Origin of the sequence: Lentihominibacter hominis (assembly GCF_014385065.1) — a bacterium.
GTDB lineage: Bacteria > Bacillota > Clostridia > Peptostreptococcales > Anaerovoracaceae > Lentihominibacter > Lentihominibacter hominis.
In genome coordinates this window covers 462,332-488,259 of sequence record NZ_JACRTA010000003.1, presented here as the reverse complement: position 1 = coordinate 488,259, position 25,928 = coordinate 462,332, and the positions used below count along the sequence as shown (strand labels likewise).

The 25,928-nt window shown below is 39.4% G+C and carries 24 protein-coding genes; 19 read left to right on the top strand and 5 right to left on the bottom strand.

Going from position 1 to position 25,928, the window contains the following annotated elements; all coding sequences use genetic code 11:
- The first annotated feature begins 14 nt into the window (after window positions 1-14).
- Window positions 15-488: a 2-thiouracil desulfurase family protein gene (locus H8692_RS10375; RefSeq protein ID WP_187525649.1), complete on the top strand. Its 474-nt coding sequence runs from the start codon at window positions 15-17 to the stop codon at window positions 486-488.
- Window positions 485-988 carry a shikimate kinase gene (locus H8692_RS10370; protein WP_177270094.1) on the top strand — a complete coding sequence of 168 codons (504 nt, stop codon included), beginning with the start codon at window positions 485-487 and terminating at the stop codon, window positions 986-988. The genes H8692_RS10375 and H8692_RS10370 overlap by 4 nt, the downstream gene beginning before the upstream one ends.
- Before the next feature lie 29 nt (window positions 989-1,017).
- Here H8692_RS10370 and recN read toward each other — a convergent pair whose 3' ends face one another.
- From recN to H8692_RS10355, 3 genes are all read right to left on the bottom strand, one after another.
- A complete protein-coding gene (recN, locus tag H8692_RS10365) occupies window positions 1,018-2,637 on the bottom strand; it encodes a DNA repair protein RecN (protein ID WP_177270096.1) in 1,620 nt (539 codons plus the stop codon).
- 16 nt (window positions 2,638-2,653) lie between these two features.
- Complete coding sequence (locus H8692_RS10360) at window positions 2,654-3,106, bottom strand: arginine repressor (protein ID WP_177270098.1); 453 nt, start codon at window positions 3,104-3,106, stop codon at window positions 2,654-2,656.
- A 275-nt stretch (window positions 3,107-3,381) separates the two neighbouring features.
- On the bottom strand, window positions 3,382-3,750 hold the full coding sequence (locus H8692_RS10355) for a FeoB-associated Cys-rich membrane protein (RefSeq protein WP_187525648.1): 369 nt from the start codon (window positions 3,748-3,750) through the stop codon (window positions 3,382-3,384).
- A gap of 141 nt (window positions 3,751-3,891) precedes the next feature.
- Between H8692_RS10355 and ruvC the strand changes: the two genes are divergently transcribed.
- The 9 genes from ruvC (at window position 3,892) to H8692_RS10310 (ending at window position 10,960) form a co-directional block, all read left to right on the top strand.
- A complete protein-coding gene (gene ruvC / locus H8692_RS10350; RefSeq protein ID WP_177270102.1) occupies window positions 3,892-4,395 on the top strand; it encodes a crossover junction endodeoxyribonuclease RuvC in 504 nt (167 codons plus the stop codon).
- Complete coding sequence (gene ruvA / locus H8692_RS10345; protein WP_187525647.1) at window positions 4,392-4,994, top strand: Holliday junction branch migration protein RuvA; 603 nt, start codon at window positions 4,392-4,394, stop codon at window positions 4,992-4,994. The genes ruvC and ruvA overlap by 4 nt, the downstream gene beginning before the upstream one ends.
- Window positions 4,995-5,006: 12 nt before the next feature.
- On the top strand, window positions 5,007-6,044 hold the full coding sequence (gene ruvB / locus H8692_RS10340; protein ID WP_187525646.1) for a Holliday junction branch migration DNA helicase RuvB: 1,038 nt from the start codon (window positions 5,007-5,009) through the stop codon (window positions 6,042-6,044).
- A gap of 12 nt (window positions 6,045-6,056) precedes the next feature.
- A complete protein-coding gene (gene queA / locus H8692_RS10335) occupies window positions 6,057-7,127 on the top strand; it encodes a tRNA preQ1(34) S-adenosylmethionine ribosyltransferase-isomerase QueA (protein ID WP_187525645.1) in 1,071 nt (356 codons plus the stop codon).
- Window positions 7,128-7,135: 8 nt separating this feature from the next.
- Window positions 7,136-7,648 carry a DNA-deoxyinosine glycosylase gene (locus H8692_RS10330; RefSeq protein WP_177270110.1) on the top strand — a complete coding sequence of 171 codons (513 nt, stop codon included), beginning with the start codon at window positions 7,136-7,138 and terminating at the stop codon, window positions 7,646-7,648.
- Between the two features lie 66 nt (window positions 7,649-7,714).
- Complete coding sequence (gene tgt, locus H8692_RS10325) at window positions 7,715-8,833, top strand: tRNA guanosine(34) transglycosylase Tgt (RefSeq protein ID WP_177270112.1); 1,119 nt, start codon at window positions 7,715-7,717, stop codon at window positions 8,831-8,833.
- Window positions 8,834-8,860: 27 nt separating this feature from the next.
- Window positions 8,861-10,021, top strand: coding sequence for a 23S rRNA (uracil(1939)-C(5))-methyltransferase RlmD (rlmD, locus tag H8692_RS10320; RefSeq protein ID WP_187525644.1), 1,161 nt, complete (start codon window positions 8,861-8,863; stop codon window positions 10,019-10,021).
- 75 nt (window positions 10,022-10,096) lie between these two features.
- The gene (locus H8692_RS10315) at window positions 10,097-10,468 is read left to right on the top strand and encodes a pyridoxamine 5'-phosphate oxidase family protein (RefSeq protein ID WP_187525643.1); all 372 of its coding nucleotides are present in this window, start codon (window positions 10,097-10,099) and stop codon (window positions 10,466-10,468) included.
- 174 nt (window positions 10,469-10,642) lie between these two features.
- On the top strand, window positions 10,643-10,960 hold the full coding sequence (locus H8692_RS10310) for a hypothetical protein (RefSeq protein ID WP_177270117.1): 318 nt from the start codon (window positions 10,643-10,645) through the stop codon (window positions 10,958-10,960).
- A gap of 163 nt (window positions 10,961-11,123) precedes the next feature.
- On the opposite strand, the gene gpmI is transcribed toward H8692_RS10310, so the two are convergent.
- The gene (gene gpmI, locus H8692_RS10305) at window positions 11,124-12,647 is read right to left on the bottom strand and encodes a 2,3-bisphosphoglycerate-independent phosphoglycerate mutase (protein ID WP_187525642.1); all 1,524 of its coding nucleotides are present in this window, start codon (window positions 12,645-12,647) and stop codon (window positions 11,124-11,126) included.
- Between the two features lie 121 nt (window positions 12,648-12,768).
- Between gpmI and addA the strand changes: the two genes are divergently transcribed.
- The 6 genes from addA (at window position 12,769) to H8692_RS10275 (ending at window position 22,523) form a co-directional block, all read left to right on the top strand.
- Complete coding sequence (addA, locus tag H8692_RS10300; protein WP_187525641.1) at window positions 12,769-16,200, top strand: helicase-exonuclease AddAB subunit AddA; 3,432 nt, start codon at window positions 12,769-12,771, stop codon at window positions 16,198-16,200.
- Between the two features lie 111 nt (window positions 16,201-16,311).
- On the top strand, window positions 16,312-17,361 hold the full coding sequence (gene hrcA / locus H8692_RS10295) for a heat-inducible transcriptional repressor HrcA (RefSeq protein ID WP_177270123.1): 1,050 nt from the start codon (window positions 16,312-16,314) through the stop codon (window positions 17,359-17,361).
- Window positions 17,348-17,917 carry a nucleotide exchange factor GrpE gene (gene grpE, locus H8692_RS10290; protein WP_177270125.1) on the top strand — a complete coding sequence of 190 codons (570 nt, stop codon included), beginning with the start codon at window positions 17,348-17,350 and terminating at the stop codon, window positions 17,915-17,917. Before hrcA ends, grpE begins: the two co-directional genes overlap by 14 nt.
- Window positions 17,918-17,952: 35 nt before the next feature.
- Entirely contained in the window at window positions 17,953-19,809 is a 1,857-nt protein-coding gene (gene dnaK / locus H8692_RS10285; protein ID WP_187525640.1) for a molecular chaperone DnaK, read from the top strand.
- Between the two features lie 94 nt (window positions 19,810-19,903).
- Entirely contained in the window at window positions 19,904-21,058 is a 1,155-nt protein-coding gene (gene dnaJ, locus H8692_RS10280) for a molecular chaperone DnaJ (RefSeq protein WP_187525639.1), read from the top strand.
- A gap of 85 nt (window positions 21,059-21,143) precedes the next feature.
- Window positions 21,144-22,523: an MATE family efflux transporter gene (locus H8692_RS10275; RefSeq protein ID WP_187525638.1), complete on the top strand. Its 1,380-nt coding sequence runs from the start codon at window positions 21,144-21,146 to the stop codon at window positions 22,521-22,523.
- Between the two features lie 62 nt (window positions 22,524-22,585).
- Here H8692_RS10275 and H8692_RS10270 read toward each other — a convergent pair whose 3' ends face one another.
- Window positions 22,586-23,440, bottom strand: a complete 855-nt coding sequence (locus H8692_RS10270; protein ID WP_177270133.1) for a MerR family transcriptional regulator — start codon at window positions 23,438-23,440, stop codon at window positions 22,586-22,588.
- 78 nt (window positions 23,441-23,518) lie between these two features.
- Between H8692_RS10270 and H8692_RS10265 the strand changes: the two genes are divergently transcribed.
- Both H8692_RS10265 and prmA read left to right on the top strand, forming a co-directional pair.
- Window positions 23,519-24,853 carry an MATE family efflux transporter gene (locus H8692_RS10265; RefSeq protein WP_187525637.1) on the top strand — a complete coding sequence of 445 codons (1,335 nt, stop codon included), beginning with the start codon at window positions 23,519-23,521 and terminating at the stop codon, window positions 24,851-24,853.
- Between the two features lie 99 nt (window positions 24,854-24,952).
- A complete protein-coding gene (gene prmA / locus H8692_RS10260; protein WP_187525636.1) occupies window positions 24,953-25,927 on the top strand; it encodes a 50S ribosomal protein L11 methyltransferase in 975 nt (324 codons plus the stop codon).
- Window position 25,928: the final 1 nt, after the last annotated feature.

Here is a 25,928-nt window from a genome sequence, read left to right as displayed (position 1 = left end):
AGGGATGGTATACAATGAAAAAAATTTTGGTAAGTCAATGCTTGTATGGGGGCTGTCCTGTTAGATATGATGGTAAATCTAAAGCTGAAAATGATGAGCGATTCCTGCGGTGGAAGGCTGAAGGTCGTTTGATTCCTGTATGTCCTGAGGTTTTTGGAGGACTTACGGTCCCCAGATCAGATGCCCAGAGAAGACAACATAAAGTAGTGACCAGACAGGGAGTGGATGTGACTGAAGCGTATATGAAAGGCGCCAGAGAAGCTGTAAGACTTGCCAGAGCTTACAATGTGATATGTGCATTAATGAAAGAAAAGAGTCCTTCGTGCGGAAGCAATATGATATATGATGGAAGTTTTTCGGGAAAAACAGTAAAAGGAGAAGGTGTGACTGCAGAGCTTTTAAGAAAATCAGGATTTCGGGTTTTTTCGGAGAATCAGATAAATGATGTACAGTCGTTAATAGATGAAGAAGAAGGAGCTATAAGATGAAAAACATAGTTTTGATAGGAATGCCGGCATGCGGTAAAAGTGTTACAGGTGTGGTTTTAGCAAAATCGTTAAAGATGAATTTTTTGGATACGGATCTGCTGATACAGGAAGAGGCCGGAAAGGGGCTTCAGGATATAATAAACAATGATGGAATTGAGGTTTTTAAAAAACTGGAAGAACAGGTAATCAGTTCCGTAACTGTGCAAAATACAGTAATTGCTACAGGGGGGAGCGCTGTTTATTATGATTCGGCCATGAAACATCTGAAAGAAAACGGTATAGTAGTGTATATAGAGGCTTCTCTTTCTGTAATAAAAAAACGCCTCAAAAATATAAAAACAAGAGGCGTTGCGATGGAAAAGGGGCAGACTATAAGCAGTTTGTATGAAATGAGAGTTCCGCTTTATGAAAAGTATGCTGATTGTAAGGTGGTCTCCGATAAATATCATTCGGAAAATACAGTTGCTGCTATAATAGATGCAGTTAAAAATTACAGGTAAGATATTTTTTTGTATTGCTTCTTAATTTTTTAATGTGAGGCTTCTATCAGTTCTTCTGCTGATTTGAGTGTAGTATCTGTTATGTTGGATCCCCCTAAAAGCCTTGCTATTTCATGGATTTTTTCTTCATGTGAAAGGGGAAGAATGGTAGTATATGTCATCGTATCGTCAGAAATCTTCGAGATTTTGTAGTTATGTACACCATAAGCTGCTATCTGCGGAAGGTGAGTGATACATATGATCTGATGACTTTGCGCTATTTCTTCGAGTTTATTTCCGACGATGCTGGCAGTTATTCCGCTTATGCCACTGTCTATTTCATCGAAAATCATAGTAGGGATCTCGTCGTAATCTCCGATAATTTTTTTAAAAGCAAGCATTATTCTTGACATTTCTCCTCCGGAAGCGATTTTACTCAATGGTTTAAGAGGTTCTCCCTTATTGGTACTTATCATGAATTCCGCAATATCTGATCCGTTGGATGTGAAAGCGTCTGCCTTTTTAAATTGTATGGAAAATTTGGCATCATTGAAATTCAGCTCTTTAAGTTCGGCTGTTATTTTTTCCTCCAACTGTTTTGCTGCCTCTTTTCGGATAAGCGAAAGATTTTCGCAAGCTGAAATGAGAGCTTTTCGGTGTTTGGCAAGCTTTTTTTCAAGTGTTTCTTTAATATTATCTGCAGATTGTATTGAAGAGAGCTTTTCATCAAGTTGTTTTTTATACTGGATCAGTTCTTCTATGGATTTTCCATGTTTGTTTTTCAGTTTATTAATAGTTTCCAGGCGAGATATACACATATCAAGCTCATTCGGTGAAAAGACTGTATTGTCTCGACAATCTCTTATAGAAGAAGAGATATCTTCAAAATCATAATAAAGCTCACTGAGCCTTTTGCTCAGCATTTCTATTTCCGGAGAATACGAAGATATTTCTCCAATCATATCCGAAATACGTTTTAATGCGGAAAGTGCTGAGTATTCATCTTCAGAAGCAACTTGATAGGCGCCTGCCAGGTTTTCATATATTTTTTCACTATTTTGAAGAAGCCGGACTTTTTCTTCTAAATCATCGTCTTCTCCTTTTACTAATTTTGCATTCTGAAGTTCATCAAATTCATACTGCATAAAATCGCGTTCACGATTTCCTTTCGCCACATCTGCAAGAAGAACTTTAAGCTTTGATCTTATTTCGGAGTAATTTTCGTATTCTTCAATGACTTTGTCTTTTGCAGGTTTTATCTCTTCTTTGTGGTATAGATCAATAAGATTGATATGGTAATCCGGGTTGAGAAGAGACTGGTGGTCATATTGCCCGTGGATATCAGCGAGTTTTTTGCAAAGAGAATTCAGATGAGTTAAAGTTACTATCTCATCGTTTATCTTGCAAATATTTTTGCCTGAAGCCGAGATTTCTCTGGTTATTATATATTCTTTTCCATCATGATCTGCGATCATCTGTATCAGTGCCTTTTTTTTACCTGAACGAATAAAAGCAGTATCTGCCCGGCTTCCCAGAGCAAGGCTCACTGCTTCTATTACTATTGATTTACCTGCACCGGTTTCTCCGGTAATGATATTAAGTCCATCGTAAAAATCTATTTCTGCGTTTTCTATTACGGCAAAATCTTTTATTTTGAGATGTCTGATCATTTATAGTATACCTCTGTTATTTTTTTAGCATGTTTTCTAAAATTTCCACTACTTTGGGAGCGTTTTCAGGATCATCTATGACAAACATTATAGTATTGTCTCCGGCTACAGAGCCGATAACATTGGGAAGGCCTATGGAATCAAGAGCTTCAGCTGCTGCGCTTGCACATCCGGATAATGTTTTGAGAAGAACTATGTTTCCGGAATGGGCTGTAGATTTGACAGTTTCTCTGAAAATATTTGAAAATCTGTCAGACATAGGACCGTCTGCCTGAGATGGCTGTGCATATTTATACTTCCCTGTAGATGATAAAGTTTTGACTAACTGAAGTTCTTTTATATCTCTTGAAATAGTTGCCTGAGTGACTTCGTAGCCGAAATCTCTGAGCATGGATACAAGTTTATCCTGTGTCTCAATCTCATAAGTTTCAATGAGTTCGAGTATTTTATTCTGTCTTGAGATTCGCATGTTAATTCCTCCGAAAATATTTAGCCGTCGGTCTGCGCAGACGATTGCAGATGGTTTGCAACTTGTCTTGACGCAGGGTGGGATATATTTATAATTATACCATGAAATGAAAAATATTCTCAAGTGTTATGTATTTTTTCTGTGATAAAAATATGTAGGAAGGATTTAAAGATAGATACATTGTATAGAGGCTGCCGTTTTAAGGTGAGATTTTTACTCTTCCCTTAAAAAATAAAATAAGAGGCATTCGGGAGCCTCTTAAATATGACCGGCATTCAGGATAACGTAGTTTTTATATCCCGGACTTTGAAGTTTGCTTTTTCGACTGCTTTAATAAGAATTTCATCGCTGATAGGACGGTCCGTAGAGACTACAGCCATATTTTTGTTCAAATTTACTTTCGCTACTGCACCGTTTATTTCGTTTATCCTTTGTTCTACATTTTGTTTACAGTGTTCGCAGTGCATACCTTCGATATATATGATTTTTTCTGCCGTTTTAGGCCCTTGAAGTTTTTTCTTTTTTAATTTTGAGTTTCCGTTTCCTCCGCAGCAGCTGCTTTCTCCTTTGAAATGTTTTATACTGGAGCGTATTGCAAAAATAAGGATAACTGCGATAACAAGAAATATTATTATGTTTTTCATTAATCTCATACCTCCTGAATTTTTTAATATATTATATACCCATATAGGGTATTAGTCAATAAACAAAGAACAGTTGTTTCATTACTAATGTGTTTATGGTATACTTATATAATTATTATGAATATCAGCAAAGGATGTTTTATGAAAATTTTAGGCATAGATCCGGGATATGCGATTTTAGGATACGGTATAGTGGAAAAAATAGGAAATAGATTTAAAGTGTGCAGTTATGGGGCGGTGACAACAGATGCTTCTATGGATATGACTGACAGGCTGGAATACCTATATGATTCTCTTAGAGAGATAATAGATGAGGAGAAGCCCGACGTAGCATCCATAGAGCAGCTGTTTTTCAATACCAATGCGAAGACTGCTATCCTTGTGGGGCAGGCAAGGGGGGTTGCTGTTTTGGCATGTGTAAAAGGAGGTCTTGAGATTGAAGAATATACTCCACTGCAGATAAAGCAGGCGCTGGTAGGCTATGGCAGAGCTGATAAAAAACAGGTACAGATGATGGTGAAAACTATACTGAACCTTAAAAAGATTCCCAAACCTGATGATACAGCGGATGCACTGGCGGCGGCCATATGTCACGGTCATTCAGCCGAGACGAGAAAAAGATTAAAGGAGCTTGATATAAGATGATAGGTTTTATACGAGGATCTCTTGCCGAAAAAGGCGATGGATATATAATAGTAGATGTCAATGGAGTAGGGTATGAGATATTTGTTCCGGCCAATTCCCGCGCTTATCTGAGCAGCGAAGGCAGTGAAGTAATGGTTTATACAGCTATGACTGTCAGAGAAGATGATGTCAGCCTTTATGGTTTTATGCGTAAAGGAGAGCTGGATGCTTTTCGAAAACTGATAACGGTAAGTGGGGTAGGAGCCAAAGCGGCTGTTTCTGTATTGTCAGCCTTTTCACTTGAACAGCTTCAGCAGGCTATAGTATTTGAAGATGTTAAGACTCTTACAAAAGCTAATGGCATAGGAAAAAAGACAGCGGAAAGAATTGTTCTGGAACTTAAAGATAAGTTTAGTACAGAAGAGGGGATATCTGCTTCTGATACAGAGGAAAGCAGCGATCGCGGACAGATCTTGTCAGACGGCAGGAGTGAAGCTGTCAGTGCTCTTATATCTTTGGGATATACAAGAGGAGAGGCGAGTGGAGCGTTGGCTTCTATTACTGACAACGATTTGACGGCAGAAGAATATATAAAACGAGCGCTTAAAAACTTATTTTAGAGGAACAGCATAATGGATTATGAAGAAAGAATAACTGCGGCAGAGTTGGGACAAGGAGAGGGACGATCTGAGAGCACTCTTAGACCGCAGACTCTGCAGGATTATATAGGGCAGAAAAAAGCAACGGATAATTTGAAAATTTTTATAGAGGCCGCAAAGATAAGGAAAGAACCTTTGGATCATGTGCTTTTTTATGGTCCTCCCGGTCTGGGCAAAACTACCCTTGCCGGTATAATAGCTAATGAAATGGGCGTAGATATAAGGATAACGTCGGGCCCTGCGATAGAAAGGGCAGGAGATCTGGCGGCAATACTCACAAATCTTAATGAAAATGATGTGCTTTTTATTGATGAGATACATAGACTAAACAGGTCTGTTGAAGAAGTCCTGTATTCTGCTATGGAAGATTTTGCTCTTGATATAATAATAGGAAAAGGTCCTTCTGCAAGATCTATAAGACTTGATATTGCCAGATTCACTCTCATAGGGGCAACTACCAGAGCAGGCAGTTTATCAGCGCCTCTGCGGGATAGATTCGGAGTCAGTTGTAAATTTGAAATGTATACGGCAGAAGAGCTGAAAAAAATAATAGGAAGATCAGCGGAGATTCTGGGGGTATCAGCTGATGAAGCGTCCATGAATGAGATGGCCAAGCGTTCACGGGGAACGCCGCGTGTGGCCAATAGGATGCTTAAACGAGTTCGTGATTTTTCTCAGGTAAAAGGTACGGGGAATATAGATATAGATATAACAAATAAAGCGCTAAAAGCTCTGGGCGTAGATGAGATGGGACTTGAAAGCCTTGATAGAGAGATTCTGAGGACGATTATACAGCGCTTTAGAGGAGGACCTGTGGGCATAGATACAATAGCCGCGTCTATAGGCGAGGAAAGGGTTACTATTGAGGATGTTTATGAGCCATATCTTATCCAGATAGGGTTTCTTCATAGGACGCAAAAAGGAAGAGTTGTCTCTGAGGCAGCTTATAAGCATCTGGGAATAGCAGCAGATGATGGAGAAAAACAATTTACTGTTACAATAAGTGATTAAGAGGATATTTGCATGAGAATCAGTGATTTTGACTATAATCTGCCGGAAGAGCTTATAGCTCAGAAACCGGCTGAAAGAAGAGACAGTTCCAGACTTTTGGTGGTTCATAGAGATACGGGCAAACTGGAACATAAACATTTTTTTGATATAATAGATTATCTTAAAAAAGGGGACTGCCTTGTTTTGAATAATTCTAAGGTGTTGCCTGCAAGACTTTACGGTGTGAAAGAAAAGACCGGAGCAAAAGTGGAGTTTCTTTTGATAAAGCGTATAGAAGGAGATACATGGGAGACTATGGTCAGACCGGGAAGAAAACTGAAGCCCACAGACCGTGTGATTTTTAGCCAGTCACCCCGATTCATAGCAACTATAAAGGATTTTGGTTCTGACGGAACCAGAATTGTGGAGTTTGAATATGAAGGGATTTTCATGGAAAGGCTCGAAGAATTGGGAAGAATGCCGCTTCCGCCTTATATAGAAAGACCCGGTGATCAGGAAGACAAAGAGCGGTACCAGACAGTGTACTGCAGAGAAGAGGGGTCTGTAGCTGCGCCTACAGCAGGACTGCATTTTACGGATCAGCTTCTTCGGAAAGCGAAAGACAAAGGAATCGAACTTATCTATGTTACTTTACATGTCGGAATAGGAACATTCAGACCTGTAAAGTGTGATAACGTTGAGGATCATACTATGCATTTTGAGGAGTATTCCATCAACCCGGAAAGTGCAGCGGCTATAAATAAAGCAAAGAAGGAAGGCAGAAGAATAATTTCTGTGGGAACTACATCCACAAGGACTATAGAAAGTGCAGCTTATTTTGACGAAAATGTTTTATCGGCAGAGGGCGTCAGAGGTTGCTGGCAAATAAAAAACGGAGAAGGAAGCACAGGTATATTTATATATCCTGGATATGAATTCAAGATTGTGGACAGCCTTATTACTAATTTTCACTTGCCTAAATCTACTTTGCTTATGCTGATATCAGCATTGTATGACAGAAAAAAAATTCTTGAAATATATGACGAAGCAGTTAAAGAAAAATATAGGTTTTTTAGTTATGGCGACGCAATGTTTATAGAGTGAGGGAAGATATGCCGAATAAAAAAGATACAAAGCTTGTAAAGGTCACTCATGAGTTTGGACCTTTTTTTGATAAAGATTCAAAAATTTTGATTTTAGGCAGTATGCCGTCTCCTAAATCCAGGGAGCAGGGGTTTTATTACGGTCATCCCAGAAACAGGTTTTGGCCTGTACTGGGAGAACTTTTCCATGAAAATACTCCAGAGACGGTACAGGAAAGAAAGGAATTTCTTAAAAGGCATAATATAGCTTTGTGGGATGTGCTGGAAAGCTGTGAGATAAAAGGTGCTGATGATAGCAGCATAAAGAATCCTGTTGCAAATGATATGGGGCAGATATTAAGCGTTGCCTGTATTGGAGCAATATTTACCACAGGAGGCAAAGCGTCAAAGCTTTATGAAAAACTGTGCTTGCCTTCGTGCGGAATAAAGGCTATCGCCCTCCCTTCCACAAGTCCTGCGAACTGTGGTTGTTCAATGGAAAAACTTTTGCACCAGTACAGCAGTATATTGAAGTATCTGTAACCTTTATGGTATTATATGATAGTTTGAATACAGATATATTTTAGGAAAAATCAAAAGGGAGAAATCATGCCAGCAGTTACATATGAATTGATAAAAACAGATAAAAAAACGCGGGCCAGAAGAGGGCGTGTAACGACTCCTCACGGAGTTATACAGACGCCTGTATTTATGCCTGTAGGCACGGCAGCAACAGTTAAGGCAATGCGTCCTGAGGAAGTCAGAGAGATGGGAGCAGAGATCATACTCTCAAATACATATCATCTGTACTTAAGACCGGGACATGAGACGGTGAAAGCTGCCGGAGGGCTTCATAAATTTATGAACTGGGACAGGCCTATCCTTACGGACAGCGGAGGATTCCAGGTTTTCAGTCTTGGAGCCATGAGAAAGATAAGAGAAGAAGGTGTTGAGTTTCGTTCTCATATAGATGGGTCGAAGCATATGCTGTCTCCTGAAAAGTCAATGGAGATACAGAATGCTCTTGGCTCTGATATAATGATGGCATTTGACGAGTGTGCCCCTTATCCTGCTGATAGGCAGTATGTTAAGGATTCACTTGAGCGGACAACAAGATGGCTGAAAAGATGCAAAGAATATCATAAGAATACGGAGAAACAGTCTTTGTTTGGAATAATGCAGGGAGGTATGTATAAAGATCTCAGAAAAGAGAGTGCAGAGCAGATAGTGGAGCTTGATCTTCCCGGTTATGCCGTAGGGGGGCTGAGCGTTGGAGAGCCTAAAGACATCATGTACGATATTATGGATGAGTGTGTTGACTATCTTCCTAAAGATAAGGCCAGATACCTCATGGGCGTTGGGAGCCCTGATTGTCTGTTCGAAGGTGTTGAGAGGGGCATAGATATGTTTGACTGTGTGTTGCCTACGAGAATTGCAAGACATGGTATGGCCATGACATCACAGGGTCGTGTGAATATAAAAAATGCAAAGTATGCAAAGGATTTTTCACCGCTTGATCCCAACTGTGACTGTTATACGTGCAGAAACTATTCAAAAGCGTATTTGAGACATCTTTTCAAAGCCGATGAAATATTGTCTTCCATGCTTATGACAAATCATAATCTTCATTTTCTCATAGATACCATGAGACATATAAGAAAGTCTATAGAGGAAGATAGGTTTTTGGAATACAAAAAAGAATTTTACGACAGTTATGGAAGATTTTAATTTGAAATAGAAAGGTTATTTTACAATATGGAAATTTGCAGAGACAGCAATGTCTGCGGCGGCTGTGTATATCAGGGGATTGATTATGATAAGCAGCTTAAGAATAAAGTAGGGGAAGTCAAAGGTTTTCTTGATAAAAAAAGTATAAAATACGGACAGCTTTTTGACATAGAACCGGCTCCTGAAAGATATGCTTACAGAAATAAAATGGAGTATACTTTTGGAGATATGGAAAAAGACGGCCCTATGACTTTGGGGATGCACAAAAAAAGACATTTTATGTCTATAGTAACTGTAGATCAGTGTCAGTTGGTCCACAATGATTTCAATAAAATCCTGAGAACCGTTCTCAATTTTGCATCTGAGAAGGGATATTCTCATTACCATAAGAAAAGTCATAAGGGGCTTATGAGGCATCTGATAGTAAGAAGGGGAATAAGGACAGGAGAGCTTTTGGTTAATGTGGTCACCAGCTCAGAGAAAGGCTTTGACGAAAAGGAATTTACTGATATGCTGCTGGAGCTTTCTTTGGAAAATAAGATAGTAGGCATCCTCCGTACTGTTAATGACAGGCTGGCGGACGCCGTATACTGCGATGAGCTGAGAATTCTTTACGGACGTGAGTACTATATGGAGGAGATACTTGGTCTTAAATTTAAAGTCAGTGCATTTTCTTTTTTTCAGACTAATGTCGATGCAGTGGAAAAGCTGTATTCGTATGCTCTTGATCTTATAGATGATTTTCAGGATAAAACCGTATTCGATCTTTATTGCGGTACCGGAACCATAACCCAAACTCTGGCGAAAAAAGCAAAGAAGGTTATAGGCATAGAGCTTGTAAAAGAGGCGGTGGAAGCAGCAAAGGAAAATGCAGCTTTGAATGGACTGGATAACTGCCGGTTTATTTCCGGAGATGTTTGCGAAATGCTAAAAACTGTTGAGGAAAAACCGGATGTCATAGTGGTTGATCCTCCGAGGATGGGCATTTCACCTGATGCTCTTGATAAAATAATCCGATACGGTGTAGATCAGATAGTATATATTTCTTGTAATCCCAAGACACTGGCGGAAAATCTTTATTATATGCAGTATTATGGATATAAAGTAGAATCTGTTAAACCGTTTGATAATTTTCCATGTACGAAACATATCGAATGCGCATGTCTCTTATCGAAGGTAGGTAAATAAAGCAGCAGGAAGAAAATGCAAACAAAGGGATAAAAGTTTTATTTCTGCAAATAATATATTAATTGGAGGTTGATTATGTTTAGTGAAACGTTTTTAGATGTGCTAAATCATGAAGGTGTTGTTTCGGTAACATCATGGTCAGACGATAATGTTCATGTTGCCAATACTTGGAATAGTTATCTTCGTATTACCGATGATGGCAGAATACTTATTCCTGCAGCGTGGTTCAACAGATCACAGAAGAATATTGATGCTCAGAATAAGATGATCCTTACTTTAGGCAGTCATGAAGTAGAGGGCAAAATGGGTATGGGAACAGGCTTTGTTATTGATGGTACAGCTGAATTTCTGATGGAGGGAGCTGAATATGAAATGATGAAAGAAGCTTTCCCATTTCTTACTCGCGTTTTGACAGTAACGCCTGAAAAAATAAGACAGACAATTTAAGTCTAAGTTAAAGTTTTATGACCGCTGAATGCAGATTTTATGCAGCGGTTATTTTATTTATTTTTTATTTTGCCTTGACACTGTTTAATTCAAATGATACCATTTTCTTTGATGGCAAAAAGTTGGCCGGAAATTTATAAATAATTAAACTGTACATAAATTTGGAGGTTTTGTATGAGTACGAAAGTAAGTAAAGAAGAACTTATAGAAAAAATAAAGAGCATTATCGAAAATGAGAAATTCAGGCTTGATGGATATTTTCTCTGCGGATTTCCAACAGGAGCACCTAATCAGGTTCTGCAGAAAGCTTGCGAAAAATATGTTGAAATAGTTGAGAATGGCAATCCAAGCGAAGAGGATACGAAAACTTTAATAGAAGCGCTTGAAGCATCTTTAAACGTAGAATCAAAGGTTGCCGAGGTAAATGATATCACTAAGAGTGATGTTCTGGTGAATTACATATTGGAACATAAGGATGTATTGTTTGCCTAAAGACTGCGTAACAGTGGACATCACATTAGAAGAATTGCTAATGTGATGTTTTTTTAGTTTTGATATAAAAATTATTGAAGAATCAAATGTAAGAAACGTTTAAATTTGTACTTTGTAACAGAAAACAACTGGTGTAAGCCAATACACCAGCTGATTTTATATTTTATACGAGAGATTTTCCTGTCATTTCCTCAGGGATGTCAAGATTCATGAGTTTGAGCATTGTCGGAGCAATATCGCAAAGCCTGCCGCCGTCTTTAAGCTTAACAGGGTGGTTTGCTATATGGACAAGCGGCACATCGTTGAGGGAGTGCGCTGTAACCGGGTTGCCCTCTTTGTCTGTCATGACATCAGCGTTGCCGTGATCTGCTGTCAACAGTATCTGTCCGTCCTTTGCAAGTATGGCATCGACTATTTTAGGTACGCATAGATCTAATGTTTCTATGGCTTTTACGGCAGCATTCATGATACCGGTGTGGCCTACCATGTCGGCATTGGCAAAGTTAAGTATGATCATATCATATTTATCGGAATTTATTGCATTGAGGACTTTGTCAGTAACTTCAGGAGCACTCATTTCCGGCTGCAGATCATAGGTGGCCACTTTAGGGGACGGTATGAGTATTCTATCTTCGTTTCTGTTGGGTGCTTCCACGCCTCCGTTAAAAAAGAATGTCACGTGAGCGTATTTTTCTGTTTCGGCTATACGAAGTTGGGTGAGTCCAAGGTCTGCGATGTATTCTCCCAACGTATTGTGAAGAGTTTCAGGGGGGAAGGCCAGTGTTACATTAGGCATTTCAGCATCGTACTGAGTCATGCAGATGTAGCAGAGATCTTCGATAGTTTTTTCTCTGTCAAAACCTGTGAAGTTTTTATCTACAAAAGCTCTTGTTATTTCTCTTGCCCTGTCAGGTCTGAAATTGTACATTATCATGGCATCCCCGTCTGAAACAGGGATAGCTTTATCGATAACAGTGGGGAGAATGAATTCATCGTTTTCATCACGCTTGTAAGCTTCGTCTATTGCCTCTGTTGCTGTAATAGCATGAAGACCTTCTCCCATGGTCATGGCATTGTATGTTTTTTGGACTCTGTCCCATCTTTTATCTCTATCCATAGCGTAATATCTTCCGGATATAGTTCCTATAGTGCCTGTTCCGATTTTTTCAAGATGCTTGCTGAGAATATTTATATATTCATGTGCGCATCTCGGAGGAACATCCCGTCCGTCAAGGAAACAGTGGACGCAGAGTTTTGTTACACCGTTTGCTTTTGCCATATCTGTGAGAGCCAGAAGATGATCTATATGACTGTGAACACCTCCGTCTGAAAGCAGTCCCAGAAGGTGCAGTGTGGAATCATTTCTTTTTACATGATCTATCGCCTTTAAAAGAGCGGGATTTTCAAAGAATGTTCCGTTTTCTATGGATTTTGTAATCATGGTAAGATCCTGATAAACTATTCTTCCGGCTCCGATATTGAGATGTCCCACTTCGGAATTTCCCATCTGTCCTTGAGGGAGCCCTACATCAAGACCGCATGCTTTAAGAGATGTGAAAGGATATTTTTCGAATATTTTATCAAGATTGGGTTTGTGCGCGGCTGCAATAGCATTGCCGGCAGTTTCTTTATTAAGTCCGTATCCGTCTAAGATCATGAGCATGGTCGGACGGTTAAATTTCTTCATATTTTCACCTCGCATTGTCACTAAATTATCTATATTATACACTATCATCTTATTATTTGTTATGAAAATAATAATTTGATATAATAAACAGTAATATAACGGAAGATTTGAGAGGGCTTTTATGAATTGGACACAGTCACAGAGAGAAACTATAGAGACCAGAAACAAGAATATACTGGTATCTGCTGCAGCAGGATCAGGTAAGACTGCTGTTCTTATTGAGAGAATAAAGAGGCTTGTAATAGAAGAAAAAACTGATATAGACAGATTTTTAATAACCACATTTACCAACGCTGCTTCGGCAGAAATGAAAGCACGCCTGGAAAAAGCAATAAGAGAGGAGCTGGAAAAAAAGGAGGCCGACAGAGGATTTCTTAAAAGACAGCTTTCACTTATACCGAAGGCTAATATAAGCACTTTTCATACATTTGCTTTGGAAATTATGAGGAGGTATTTTTATATTACGGATCTGGAGCCGGGATTTAAGATTGGTGATGAAACGGAGATTTCCATCATGAAAAACGAATCCGCAGATCAGCTTTTTGAGGAAAGATTTACAAACGATTATGACAGATTCAAAGAGTTTCTGAAAAAATACAGCAGTGACAGAAATGAGAATAAAATAAAGAAAAATATAATTTCCCTGTACAATGAAATGAGAAGCATTCCTGACTATATGAGATGGGTAAAAGAAAAGACCGAGCTTTTGAAATCTCCATCTCCTGCTGAGGCTCTGGGACTTTTGGAATTCATATCAGATGAAATTTCAGAAAGATTGCAAGATGCTTTCAGGTTATATGAAAAAGCTGCTGAGGTTCTTGATGAAACGGGAATAGAAGGTCTTTGCGGGAAGGCATTTGAAGATGCAGGGCGTATTTTTGATGTTATAGAAAAAGCAGAAGCGAAGACATTAGTTGCTGAGCGGCTTGATGTTTTCAGTGCATTTCTGTCTGACATCAAGTTCAATCAGATGCGAGTGTCTAAAGAGCAGAAGGAAATTTATGAGGATGTAAAAGAGATCGTTGCTTCTTTGCGAAAAAACGGGAAGAAGATATTGGACGATTTGAAGAAAAGGTACTTTCAGAGATCTTTAAGGGAATATGATACAGAGCTTAAGAACGGTTATGAAGATACCTGTTATATGATGGGGCTTATCTCAGAGTTTGAAAATATTTTCAAACAGAAAAAAGCAGATCGGAACATGGTGGATTTTGATGATGTTATGCATTATGCCATAGATATATTGAAAGATGATATGGTTTCTGCAGAATATAAAGAGAGGTTCAAGTATATATTCATAGATGAATTTCAGGACAGCAATATGCTTCAGGAATCTATTGTAGAAAGGATAGCAGGCAATAACAATCTGTTTATGGTGGGAGATGTTAAACAGAGTATATATAAGTTCAGGCTGGCAGAGCCGGAAATTTTCAAGAGGAAATATTATGAGTACTCTCAGCCGTCGCAGGTGGAAAGTATAAAAATAGATCTCAATAATAATTTTAGAAGTAAACGAAGAATTACAGAAACAGTAAACAGAGTATTCGAATCAGTAATGGAGGATTATGATGACAATGCCAGATTGAGCTGCAGTATAGATCCCATATATCCCGGAAGCGATACAGAGTGTCATATAGTTTCGTCTGCATCCGAGGTGAACAGATACGGAGATCTGAAACCGGAAGAACAGTTGATTCTCAGACTTATAAAAGAAAATCTGGGCAGAGAGATCTATGATGTTAAAAAAGGTGAAATCAGAAATATCGAATATAAAGATATAGTGGTACTTTCAAGGAGCAAAGCGGCAATCAGTTCACTGGAGCGATTTCTTAATAATGAGGGAATTCCTGCTTATGGGGAGAATACAGGAGGATATTTTGAGACTGTAGAGATACAGGTTTTTGTGAATCTGCTTAGAGTGATTGATAATACACGGCAGGACATTCCTTTGATCTCGGTAATGAGATGCCCTGTGTTTGATTTTGATGTGAAAGAATTGGCATATATAAGAATCGAATTTAAAGACGGAAGTTTTTATGATGCAGTGAAAGCTTTTGCAGAAAACGGAAACGATAGAAAACTGCGTACCAAAATAAAGTCAATGCTAAAGCAGATAGAGTTTTGGAAAGAACTGAAAAATACAATTACTCTGGAGGAACTTGTAAGGATACTTATGTATGAGACGGGATATTTTGATTACTGCAGCGGGCTTCCTGTGGGGAAACAGCGTATCTCTAATCTGAGGCTTCTGGCGGAAAAGGCGGGACAATTTGAACAGAACAGCCACAGTGGCCTTTTTGGATTCATATCATATATAGAAGCCATGAAGAAAAATAATCTGTCTGTAGGAGAGGCTAAGACTTTAGGTGAAAATGACAATGTTGTAAGAGTAATGACTGTTCATAAGAGCAAAGGACTGGAATTCCCCATAGTTATACTTACAGGAGCAGGCAGGCAGATAAGGTATAGGGGGACAGGCAATTCTACTGTAATGCATAAGGACTTTGCTTTAGGTATGCCTCATGTCAATCTTCAGGAAAAATGGCATAGAAAAACTCTGCTGCAGAGGGTTATAGACGCTAAAAAAGCAAAAGAAGAGTTTGAAGAAGAAATAAGAATTCTTTATGTAGCGATGACGAGGGCTATGGATAAGCTGATTCTTGCAGGGACTGTAAAAGAACCGGAAAAGTTGGAAGAAATCATAGGCAGGGGCAAATCATTTCTTGAGATGGTCTACGAACCGATGAGGGAGGCCGGCGATGTTATAAAGATACATGAGGACGGCAGCGAGGAACTTTACGAGTCGGAACATACATGGTCGAAGGTACGTATGGCAGATGTATTTAACAGGAGCAGGGCAGAGAGAGATGAAGAGTTAATAAGTCGTATCGACAGCAGGCTGTCATTTGTTTATCCTTTTATGGATACTGCAGGCGTGAAATCAAAGTATTCTGTTACGGAAATTAACAGACAGGAGATCGAGCAGCAGAAAAAGCAGTATGGGGCAGAAGAGCTTAGGCGACCTGTTTTTTCCGAAAAAGAGAAAGGGACGGATTCTGTGCAAATGGGTACACTGATGCATCTTGTGATGGAAAAACTTGACTTTAAAAGAGCGGCAGAGGAGGGATTGCCATATATAGCAGAAGCTGTAGAAAAACTGTATAGGAATGAAATTATTTCAGAGGAAGAGAAAAAACGGATAAGAAAGGAAAATATAGCGGCATTTTTTGAAGCGGAAATAGGAAGACGAGCTGCGATGTCACAGTCTTTGCATAAAGAGCGTGAGTTTATAATGAGAAAGGAGATAAATGGAATCGAAGCTATAGTGCAGGGAATAATAGATTGTTATTTTGAGGAAGAGGACGGCATGGTTCTGATCGATTATAAGAACAGTTATATTGCTGACAAACATCATGAAGAGGAAATGATAAAACGTTATAAAGCCCAGATAAGGATATATAGTGAAGCACTGGAAGCCGCATCTGAAAAAAAAGTAAAAGAAAGATATCTTTATCTTTTCAGTTCCAAAAGATTTATATCTGTAGAAATTTAAAAGTTATTAAAAAATTTTTTAAATAAGTGTTGACATTATTGTGTACGGGTGGTAAATTTAAACTGTGATTAGCACTCGGAGATAATGAGTGCTAACAACAGGAGGCCTAAGATGGATTTAAGCGAAAGAAAATTGAAGATATTACAGGCCATCATCGCTGACTTTATCAGGACTGCAGAACCGGTAGGATCAAGAACCATATCAAAAAATTATGAGCTGGGAGTAAGTCCTGCGACTATAAGAAATGAAATGTCAGATCTTGAAGAACTTGGTTATCTGACACATCCACATACATCTTCGGGAAGAGTGCCTTCCGAGAAGGCATACAGGCTTTACGTAAACGAGATGATGAGTAAGCGTGAGCTTACCAGTGAAGAGAAGGATGCAATAGCCATGCAGCTTCACAGCAATGTGACAGAGCTGGAGAATATAGTCAAAAGAGCGGCTCACATACTGTCTGAGATAACCAATCTGACAGCTTTTGCACTGACACCTAAGAAGGATCAAGATACACTGAAATATATAAATCTTCTTCCGGTAGACGAGTCTACAGTTGTCCTTATGCTTGTGTCAGAAAGTGGCAAGGTATCCAATACGTCGGTACACTTAAACAAACCGGCCTCTGAGGAAACTCTAAGGATACTGGCGAAGATGATGACGTATAATTACAGAGGTAAAACGCTTAGCGAGGCGTTGACTTTTGATATAATCAAGACCTTTAAAGCTGATGCGGAGTCAATGGCTATGTTTGAGAAAGATATCGTACCTAATTTCGTAAGAACTTTAGAGGATATGCTTAATGTGAATCTTTATATGGACGGACTCACCAATATATTTTCTATACCTGAATATAATGATCTGGACAAAGCAAAATTGTTTCTGGAGATGGTCAGCAAGAAGGAAGACTTCACTAAAACTCTGATAAACAGGGATAACGGAGTGATAATAACTATAGGCAATGAGAATCAAAATGAATTAATGCAGGATTGCAGTCTGATCACAGCGACATATCATGTCGATGGTAAAATGGTAGGAAAGATAGGTGTGATAGGTCCGACCAGAATGAGATACGGAGAAGTCACATCAGTTGTTGAGTATCTTACAGATAATATAAGCAAAGCGTTTATGATCACGGAAGGAGACAAGGATGACAAAAGTTGATATGGAAGATATAAAAAAAGAAAATACGGAGGAAACTTCGGAAGATCCTGAAAAAGAAGGAAGAGAAGACGGAAAGTCAGAGAAAGAAGAACAGAAGGAAGAGACTTCCAAGAATTCAGATGATGTTTCGGACAATAAGGATGACGCCGAAGACGGAGATACAAGATACCTGAGACTTATGGCGGATTTTCAGAATTATAAGAGACGGGTAGAAAAAGAAAAAACAGATCTTTATTCATACGCTAACGAGAAACTGGTTACTGAAATGCTTGATGTCATAGATAACTTTGAAAGGGCTCTGGAACATGAAGAAGTAGGCGACGGCTTCAAGGAAGGTATGGAAATGATATTTAAACAGCTGAGCGATGTTCTTAAAAAAGCAGGCTTAGCAGAAATTCCGGCACTGGGAGAGGAGTTTGATCCTAATTTCCACAATGCCGTGATGACAGAGGAAACTGAAGAATACGAAAGCGGCAAGGTTTCCGGTGTAATGCAGAAAGGCTATACTTTGAACGGCAAAGTAATAAGGCCGTCCATGGTAAAAGTCGTAGGCTAGCTTTCGAATATAAATATATTTAGGAGGAAAATAGAATGGGAAAAGTAATAGGAATTGACTTAGGAACAACAAACTCGTGTGTAGCAGTTCTTGAAGGGGGAGAACCGGTTGTTATAGCTAATGCTGAGGGAAATAGAACAACGCCGTCAGTAGTAGGTTTTGCAAAGAACGGAGAGAGACTTGTAGGTGAGACTGCCAAGAGACAGGCGATAACCAATCCGGAAAGAACCATAGCATCTATCAAGAGATATATGGGTACGGATCATACAGTAGAGATCGACGGTAAAAAATATACTCCGCAGGATATTTCAGCTATGATTCTGGGAAAACTCAAATCTGATGCTGAGAGCTATTTGGGAGAAAAGGTAACGGAAGCGGTAATTACAGTGCCGGCGTACTTTACAGACAGCCAGAAACAGGCGACGAAAGATGCGGGAAAAATTGCAGGGCTTGATGTAAAGAGAATCATCAACGAGCCTACTGCAGCATCATTGGCTTATGGTCTTGATAAGGATGAGGCACAGCATAAGATTTTGGTTTATGACTTGGGCGGCGGAACATTTGATGTATCTATTCTGGAACTGGGTGACGGAGTTTTCGAGGTTTTGGCGACAAACGGCAACAATAAGCTGGGTGGCGATGATTTTGATGAAGCTTTGCTGAATTTTATGGCTGACAGTTTCGCTAAAGAAAACGGTGTGGATCTGAGAAATGATAAAATGGCTCTTCAGAGACTTAAAGAGGCTGCGGAGAAAGCTAAGAAAGAACTTTCCAGCGCACAGACTACAAATATAAATCTGCCGTTCATAACAGTAAATGAAAGCGGTCCTCTTCATATGAACATGGATATTACGAGAGCTAAATTCGATCAGCTTACGGCAGATCTTGTGAATAAAACCATAGAACCTATGAAGAAAGCAATGGCTGATGCAGGTGTAAGCAACAGTGACATATCAAAAGTAATATTGGTAGGCGGTTCAACAAGAATTCCGGCTGTACAGGATGCTGTTAAGAAGGTTACAGGCAAAGAGCCGTTTAAGGGGATTAATCCTGATGAATGTGTAGCTGTAGGAGCTGCTATTCAGGCAGGGGTTCTTACGGGAGAAGTAAATGATGTATTGCTTCTGGACGTAACGCCGCTTTCACTGTCTATCGAAACATTAGGCGGTGTTGCTACGAAGCTTATAGAAAGAAATACGACAATACCTACTAAGAAGAGTCAGATATTCTCAACTGCGGCTGATAATCAGACAGCTGTAGACATCCATGTAATGCAGGGTGAAAGAGAAATGGCTTCCGATAACGCTACTCTGGGACGATTCCAGCTTACAGGAATTCCGCCTGCGCCACGTGGAATACCTCAGATAGAAGTTACATTTGATATCGATGCAAACGGTATTGTAAATGTAAGCGCTAAGGATATGGGAACAGGTAAGGAGCAGAGCATAACTATTACTTCCTCCACAAAACTTTCAGATGATGAGATTCAGGCTAAAGTTAAGGAAGCAGAGCAATATGCAGCTGAAGATAAGAAAAAGAAAGAAGAGATCGAAGCAAGAAATAAGGCTGAGACTTTAGTATATGAAACTGAAAAGAATATGAAAGATCTTGAAGGATCACTTTCAGATGATGAGAAAAATGATATAAATGCGGCTAAAGATGAACTCTCAAAAGCATTGGAAGCCAATAATATCGATGATATCAAGGACAAGACAGAAAAACTTACGGAAAAATTCCATACTCTTTCAGCTAAAATGTATCAGCAGGCTCAGGCTGCCGGAGCAGATCCTAATATGGCAGGGGGAGCAGGTGCTTCGGCTGATAGTAATGCAGCACCTAAGGATGATAATGTGGTTGACGCTGACTACGAAGTCGTAGATGATGATAAATAAGCTATAACGGTGAGATGGATTGAATAATTTATGATAACAGCTTGCGGTCTTTTAAGGCCGCAAGCGAAGTTATGTTTATATAGAGGAAGTATCAATGGCAGATAAGAGAGATTATTACGAGGTCCTTGGATTACAAAAGGGGGCCAGTGATGATGAGATAAAGAAGGCTTTCAGAAAAATGGCTATGAAATATCATCCCGATAAAAATCAGGGTGATAAAGAAGCTGAGGAGAGATTCAAGGAAATCAATGAAGCATACGCAGTGCTTTCTGATCCCGAAAAGAAAGAAAAGTATGACAGATTCGGTCATGCTGGTGTAGATCCTAATTCGGGCTTCGGGGGCGGCAGTGGTTTTGGAGGCTTCGGAGGTTTTGGAGGGTTTGAAGATATCTTTGATATGTTCGGAGGTGCTTTTGGAGGTTTCGGGGGCGGTAGCAGAGGCAGTTCGCGTAGAAACGGGCCGAGAAAAGGCAGTGATCTTCAGAAGGCTATAACCATAGATTTTGAGGAAGCTGCATTCGGTACAAAAAAGCAGATCCGCATAAACAAGTTTGTAACATGTAAAACTTGTGACGGCACCGGAGCGGCGCCGGGTACATCAAAGAAGCAGTGTCCTAAATGCGGAGGAACGGGAGAAGTTAGGACTTCTCAGAGGACGCCGCTGGGAACATTCCAAAGCGTATCACCTTGTCCTGACTGTAACGGTACAGGAGAGATAAATGAAACGCCTTGCAGAGACTGTGGGGGAACGGGAAGAGTGAAAGAGAATGTAACTATTTCCGTGAACATACCTGCAGGTGTGGATAATGATTCGGTTATTCCTATTAAAGGTCAGGGCGAGCCCGGGATTAATGGGGGGCCTGACGGGGATCTGTATATAGTGATAAATGTGAAGCCTCACAAATTCTTTGAACGAAGAGGACAGGATTTATGGCTTGAAATACCTATAACTTTTGATCAGGCGGCTCTTGGAGATGATATAATAGTACCTACCCTGGAAGAGAAAGTTTCCTATAAGGTTCCGGCCGGAACACAGCCCGGTACGGTATTCAGACTCAAAGGAAAGGGGATAAAGAGCCTTAGGAGCAGTAAGAAAGGAGATCTTTACGTCAAAGTCACTTTGGAAGTGCCTACGAAGCTTAATTCCAAACAGAAAAAAGCTATTGCATCTATGGGGAAAACTGTGACAAGTGAATGTTATCATAAGAAAAGCAGTTTTCTGGATTCAATAAAGGAATTTTTCTCATAAAGTTGTAAAGAAGCAAAGAGTGTAGATCCTCAGGATCTACACTCTATTTGTGGTTAGTGAGTATGTTTGCATTGTGGTGTGTGAAATGATAAAAAAGAAAGAAAATGAAAAAGATTTGCAGAGTAATGGAACTAAAATGATGTTTTCGAACAAGTATCTTATGAAGCTTCTGTGGCCTCTTTTTATAGAACAATTTCTTGTTTTTGCGGTGGGGCTTCTTGATTCGGTGATGGTGGCAAGTGTGGGAGAGGCTGCGGTATCGGCTGTATCTCTTGTGGATTCCGTCATGGTATTGGTTATTACTGTGCTGACGGCTTTGGCTACGGGTGGAGCAGTAGTTGTAGGCCAGTTTCTTGGGCAGCAGAAAAAAGACAATGCTAACAAAGCGGCAGATCAGCTCATGGTTTTTTCGGTAATTTTAACTTTGGCTATAATTGTTATAATGTATATCTTTAAAGATCAGTTCCTCTCTCTCGTTTTCGGAGATATAGAGAAAGATGTTCTTGAATACTGCAATACTTATTATATCATAGTGGTAGCATCTATTCCTTTTATATCCATATATAATTCAGGCGCGGCTCTTTTCAGAAGTGTAGGAAATTCAAAAGCTTCTATGAATGTATCTTTGCTGATGAATATTATTAATGTGACCGGCAATGCAATATTGATATTCGGATTTCACAGAGGTGTTGAAGGAGTCGCCATACCTACACTGATATCAAGAATCACAGCTGCTGCTGTGATGATCGCGCTTTTGAGAAATCAGAACAGACAGGTACATATAAGCAGAGGTATAGGTGTAAAGCCTGACTGGGGATTTATAAAAAAGATTTTAAAGATAGGTGTTCCCAATGGGGTGGAAAACAGTATGTTTCAGCTGGGCAAGCTTATACTGCTCAGCATGATATCAGGTTTGGGGACTGTATCAATAGCAGCTAACGCTGTTTCAAATGCTGTTTCAATGATAGCTGTTCTTCCTGGTATGGCAATGGGATATGGCGTAGTATCAGTAATAAGTATATGTGTGGGGGCCGGAGATTATGGGCAGGTGAGATTTTACACGAAAAAACTGCTGAAATGGGTATATGCTGCCATGCTGTTGACGAATGTTCTTATAATGTTAGCTATGCCTTTTATCATAAAAATATACGGGTTGTCACAGGAAACAGGAGAACTTGCTTCACAGCTGATAATGGTTAACTGCGTGTCCGCCATATTTATTTGGCCGCTGTCATTTACTGTGCCTAATGTACTGAGAGCTGCGGGAGATGTGACTTTTACTATGATAGTAGGTGTTGCATCTATGTGGATATTCAGGATCATGTTTGGTATTGTGTTAGGCAAATATATCGGATTGGGAGTTTTGGGAGTATGGATCGCAATGGTTGTGGATTGGGCTGTACGTTCAATATGTTTTTGCCTGAGATATCATGGCAGCAGATGGAAAAATGAGGTCATAAAATAAAGAAGATATGTATGATATATGATATGAAATCAATATATTGAGATCCCGGACGTATCAGATAATTATGTCTGAGGTTTTTCGCTTATGGGAAGGGCTACTTTTACAATATATTCGTCGAGACTTGAACGTGAAGCACTGTCTAAAAGGATATCTTCAAAAAAATGTTTTCCGGGAATGTAATTGTTTTTTACGGCAAAGTCAATGAGCCTCGGAAGCATGGAACATACAGGATTAAAACCAAGAGTACTGTATATGACTGCATAAGCTCTTGGAGGAATAGTGGTTATATTGACAGAAGAATATCCGATGTCTTCCGGAGTAAGTTTTGTATAAAGATGGGAATAACGGTAGTTTTCCGATGTATATCCTCCGTCTACAGCAATAAGACCGCCTGTCACATAAGGACTGAATATTTGGTTTTGGTGACAATGGGATAAATGGTTGGCATAAGCTGAGTATTCGTCGATATTATTGGGGCCGCCGCTGTATTCGGTGATTATATAATGCTCCTGCGGACGATATTCTATGTGGATATAGCTATGACGGGCTTGTATGCCTTCTTCTGTTATTTTGATTTTTCCTCTGATAAAAGTTTTGAGCCAAAGTAGCTCAGAAATTTTTTCATCTATGAGTGTGTCATGTTCCTTAAGAAGCATCAGAAAAGATGATGGGTTTCTTCTGGCCAGATATTCTTTTATATAAGATAGAGGAATGTCGAGTTCTTTTAACATGGCGATAGTATTATAGGTATCAAACTGAAGGACCGAATAATATCTGTAACCATTGCTTCCTATTATTTCGGGTTTAAGTATTCCGATCTGATCATAATGGAATAGAGTTTGTTTTTTTACTCCGCATAGCTTAGCGAATTCTCCTGTTGTAAAATATCCTTTAGGCTTTTTTCTGAATTTTCCCATTATATTACTCCTAAAAATTAAAAATATTGTTGACTATATGGTTACAGTATACTTTATTATAAAACAGGAGGTAAATATATGGAAGCTATTTTTTCGGATAAAGTTACACCTAAAAGGTTTATTCACTTTGTATGGCCATCCGTACTGATGATGGTTATAATTGGTCTTTATTACAATATGGATTCCATTTTTGTAGTCAATTTAGTAGGAGAAGATGCATTGGCAGGTCTTTCTATAGCTTATCCGGTGCAGGGACTTATGTGGGGATTTGCTGTCATGCTGGCAGCAGGATCAAGTGCAATAGTGGCTATAAAGATGGGAGAAGGTGACCAGCAGGGAGCAAATGAAAAATATACCCTTATATGTATAGTATCTATTATTTCAGGTATTTTGTTTTCGGTGATATGTATCATTTTTATGGATCCTATCGTAAATTTTTTGGGAGCTACTGATGAATTGGGAGAATATTGCCGCGACTATCTTCAGATTCTTGTGTGGGGATTTCCTGCAGCATTTTTGGGGCAGCTGTTTGAATATTTCATAAGAGTAGACGGAAAGCCGGCCTTTACATTGTTTCTGTATCTTTCAGGCGGCGTTGTACATCTGATCCTTGATTACATATTTATGGGACCTATGGATATGGGAATAAAAGGAACTGCATATGCTAATATAAGCGGTTTTGTGGTCATTATGCTGGTAGGGGGCGCATACTTCATATTTGCTGATACCAAGCTTAAGTTTGTTAAATTGAAAAATGACTGGAGATTCATAGGGCACTGCTTCTTAAACGGATCTTCTGAAATGGTAAGTGAGGCGTCGTCAGGCATAACAACTTTTTTCTTCAATATAGTCATTATAAAGATAGTAGGCAATGTAGGCGTTGCAGCCATGAGCATTGTACTGAATATCCATTATCTGCTTATCTCGATACATTTAGGATATGTGATGGGAGTCGCTCCTCTGATAAGTTATTTTTACGGAGCAAAGGATTATGACAAAGTAAATATATTCATAAAGTACTCAAAACGGTTTATACTGGTGACATGTATAGTAAGCGCCGTAGGATGTCTGCTGTTTGGGAAATATATAGTTATGATTTTTGAAAGACCGGGAAGCGAGCTGTTTGATATAGCTCTCACAGGTGTAAGATTCTTATCGGGAGCATTGCTTTTGTGCGGAGCCAATATATTTGCTTCGGGATTTTTCACTGCATATGGCAACGGACCTGTTTCAGCTCTTATATCAATGTCCAGAGCTTTGATAATGAATATAATAGGTGTTATGCTTCTAAGCTGGCTGTTTGGTATGACGGGAGTTTTCCTGACGCTCACATTTGCAGAAATAACCACATTGGGGCTTACATTTGCGATGTTTAAAAAATACAAAAACAGATATCACTACAGGCTTGGATGATATGAATATTCACTAAGGAATTGCGTAAAAGCCCGGAGGCTGTTGGCTCATCCGGGCTTTTCTGTTATAATCATACATATTAAAATGGGAGGAAATAATATGAAATATATTGAATTCAAAGTACGTGCCAGTAGACAGGGGATAGAGCAGGTAACTGCTATGTTTATGTCAAAAGGAATAGATAGTGTCTCCATAACAGATCCGGCTGATATGGAAGATATTTTGAATAAAAAGAATGAGTACGACTGGGATTATGTAGATGATCAGCTTAAGGAAGATCTTGAGCGTGAACCGAGTATTTCAGCTTATTTTGAAGATACTCCGGAAAACAGAGAAAAAATACAGGAACTTAAAATAGCAGTGATGATGCTTAAGAGCAAGGAGCTTGAAGGCCTCTACGGTTGGGACGTAGACTTCGGAAGGTTATATGCAGAGGCGGTGACTGTAGATGATGAAGATTGGAAGGATAAATGGAAGGAAAATTTCAAGCCTTCTAAGATAACCAAGCGTATAGTGGTGAAACCAACGTGGGAAGAGTACATCGCCGGCGATGGAGAAATCGTACTCCAGATAGATCCGGGAATGGCTTTTGGAACAGGAACTCATGAGACTACTTCTTTATGTCTCAGGCTGATGGAAAAGTATCTCAGCGATTTTCCTGAGAATAAAAAGGTTCTTGATATAGGATGCGGGTCAGGTATCCTTTCCATAGCTGCTGCTCTTTTAGGGGCAGGCGAGGTCATGGCTGTTGAGATAGATAAGGATGCTGTAAGTGTAGCTGAGGAAAACGTAAAACTCAACGGAGTTTTAAATAATGTGTCTGTAGTTCAGGGAGATCTGACAAAAGGAATAGATTTTAAAGCTGATATTATTGTGGCTAACCTGATGGCAGATCTTGTTATGGTGCTTGCTGAAAGTGCAGCAAATCATATGGAAGATGGAGGAATATTCATATCCTCAGGTATATTGACAGAAAAGAAGGAGACTGTATCTGAAGCTATAAGGAATGCAGGTTTTGAAATACTTGAAATAGAAGAAGACGGCGAGTGGTGTGCCATAGTGGCAAGAAGGTAAG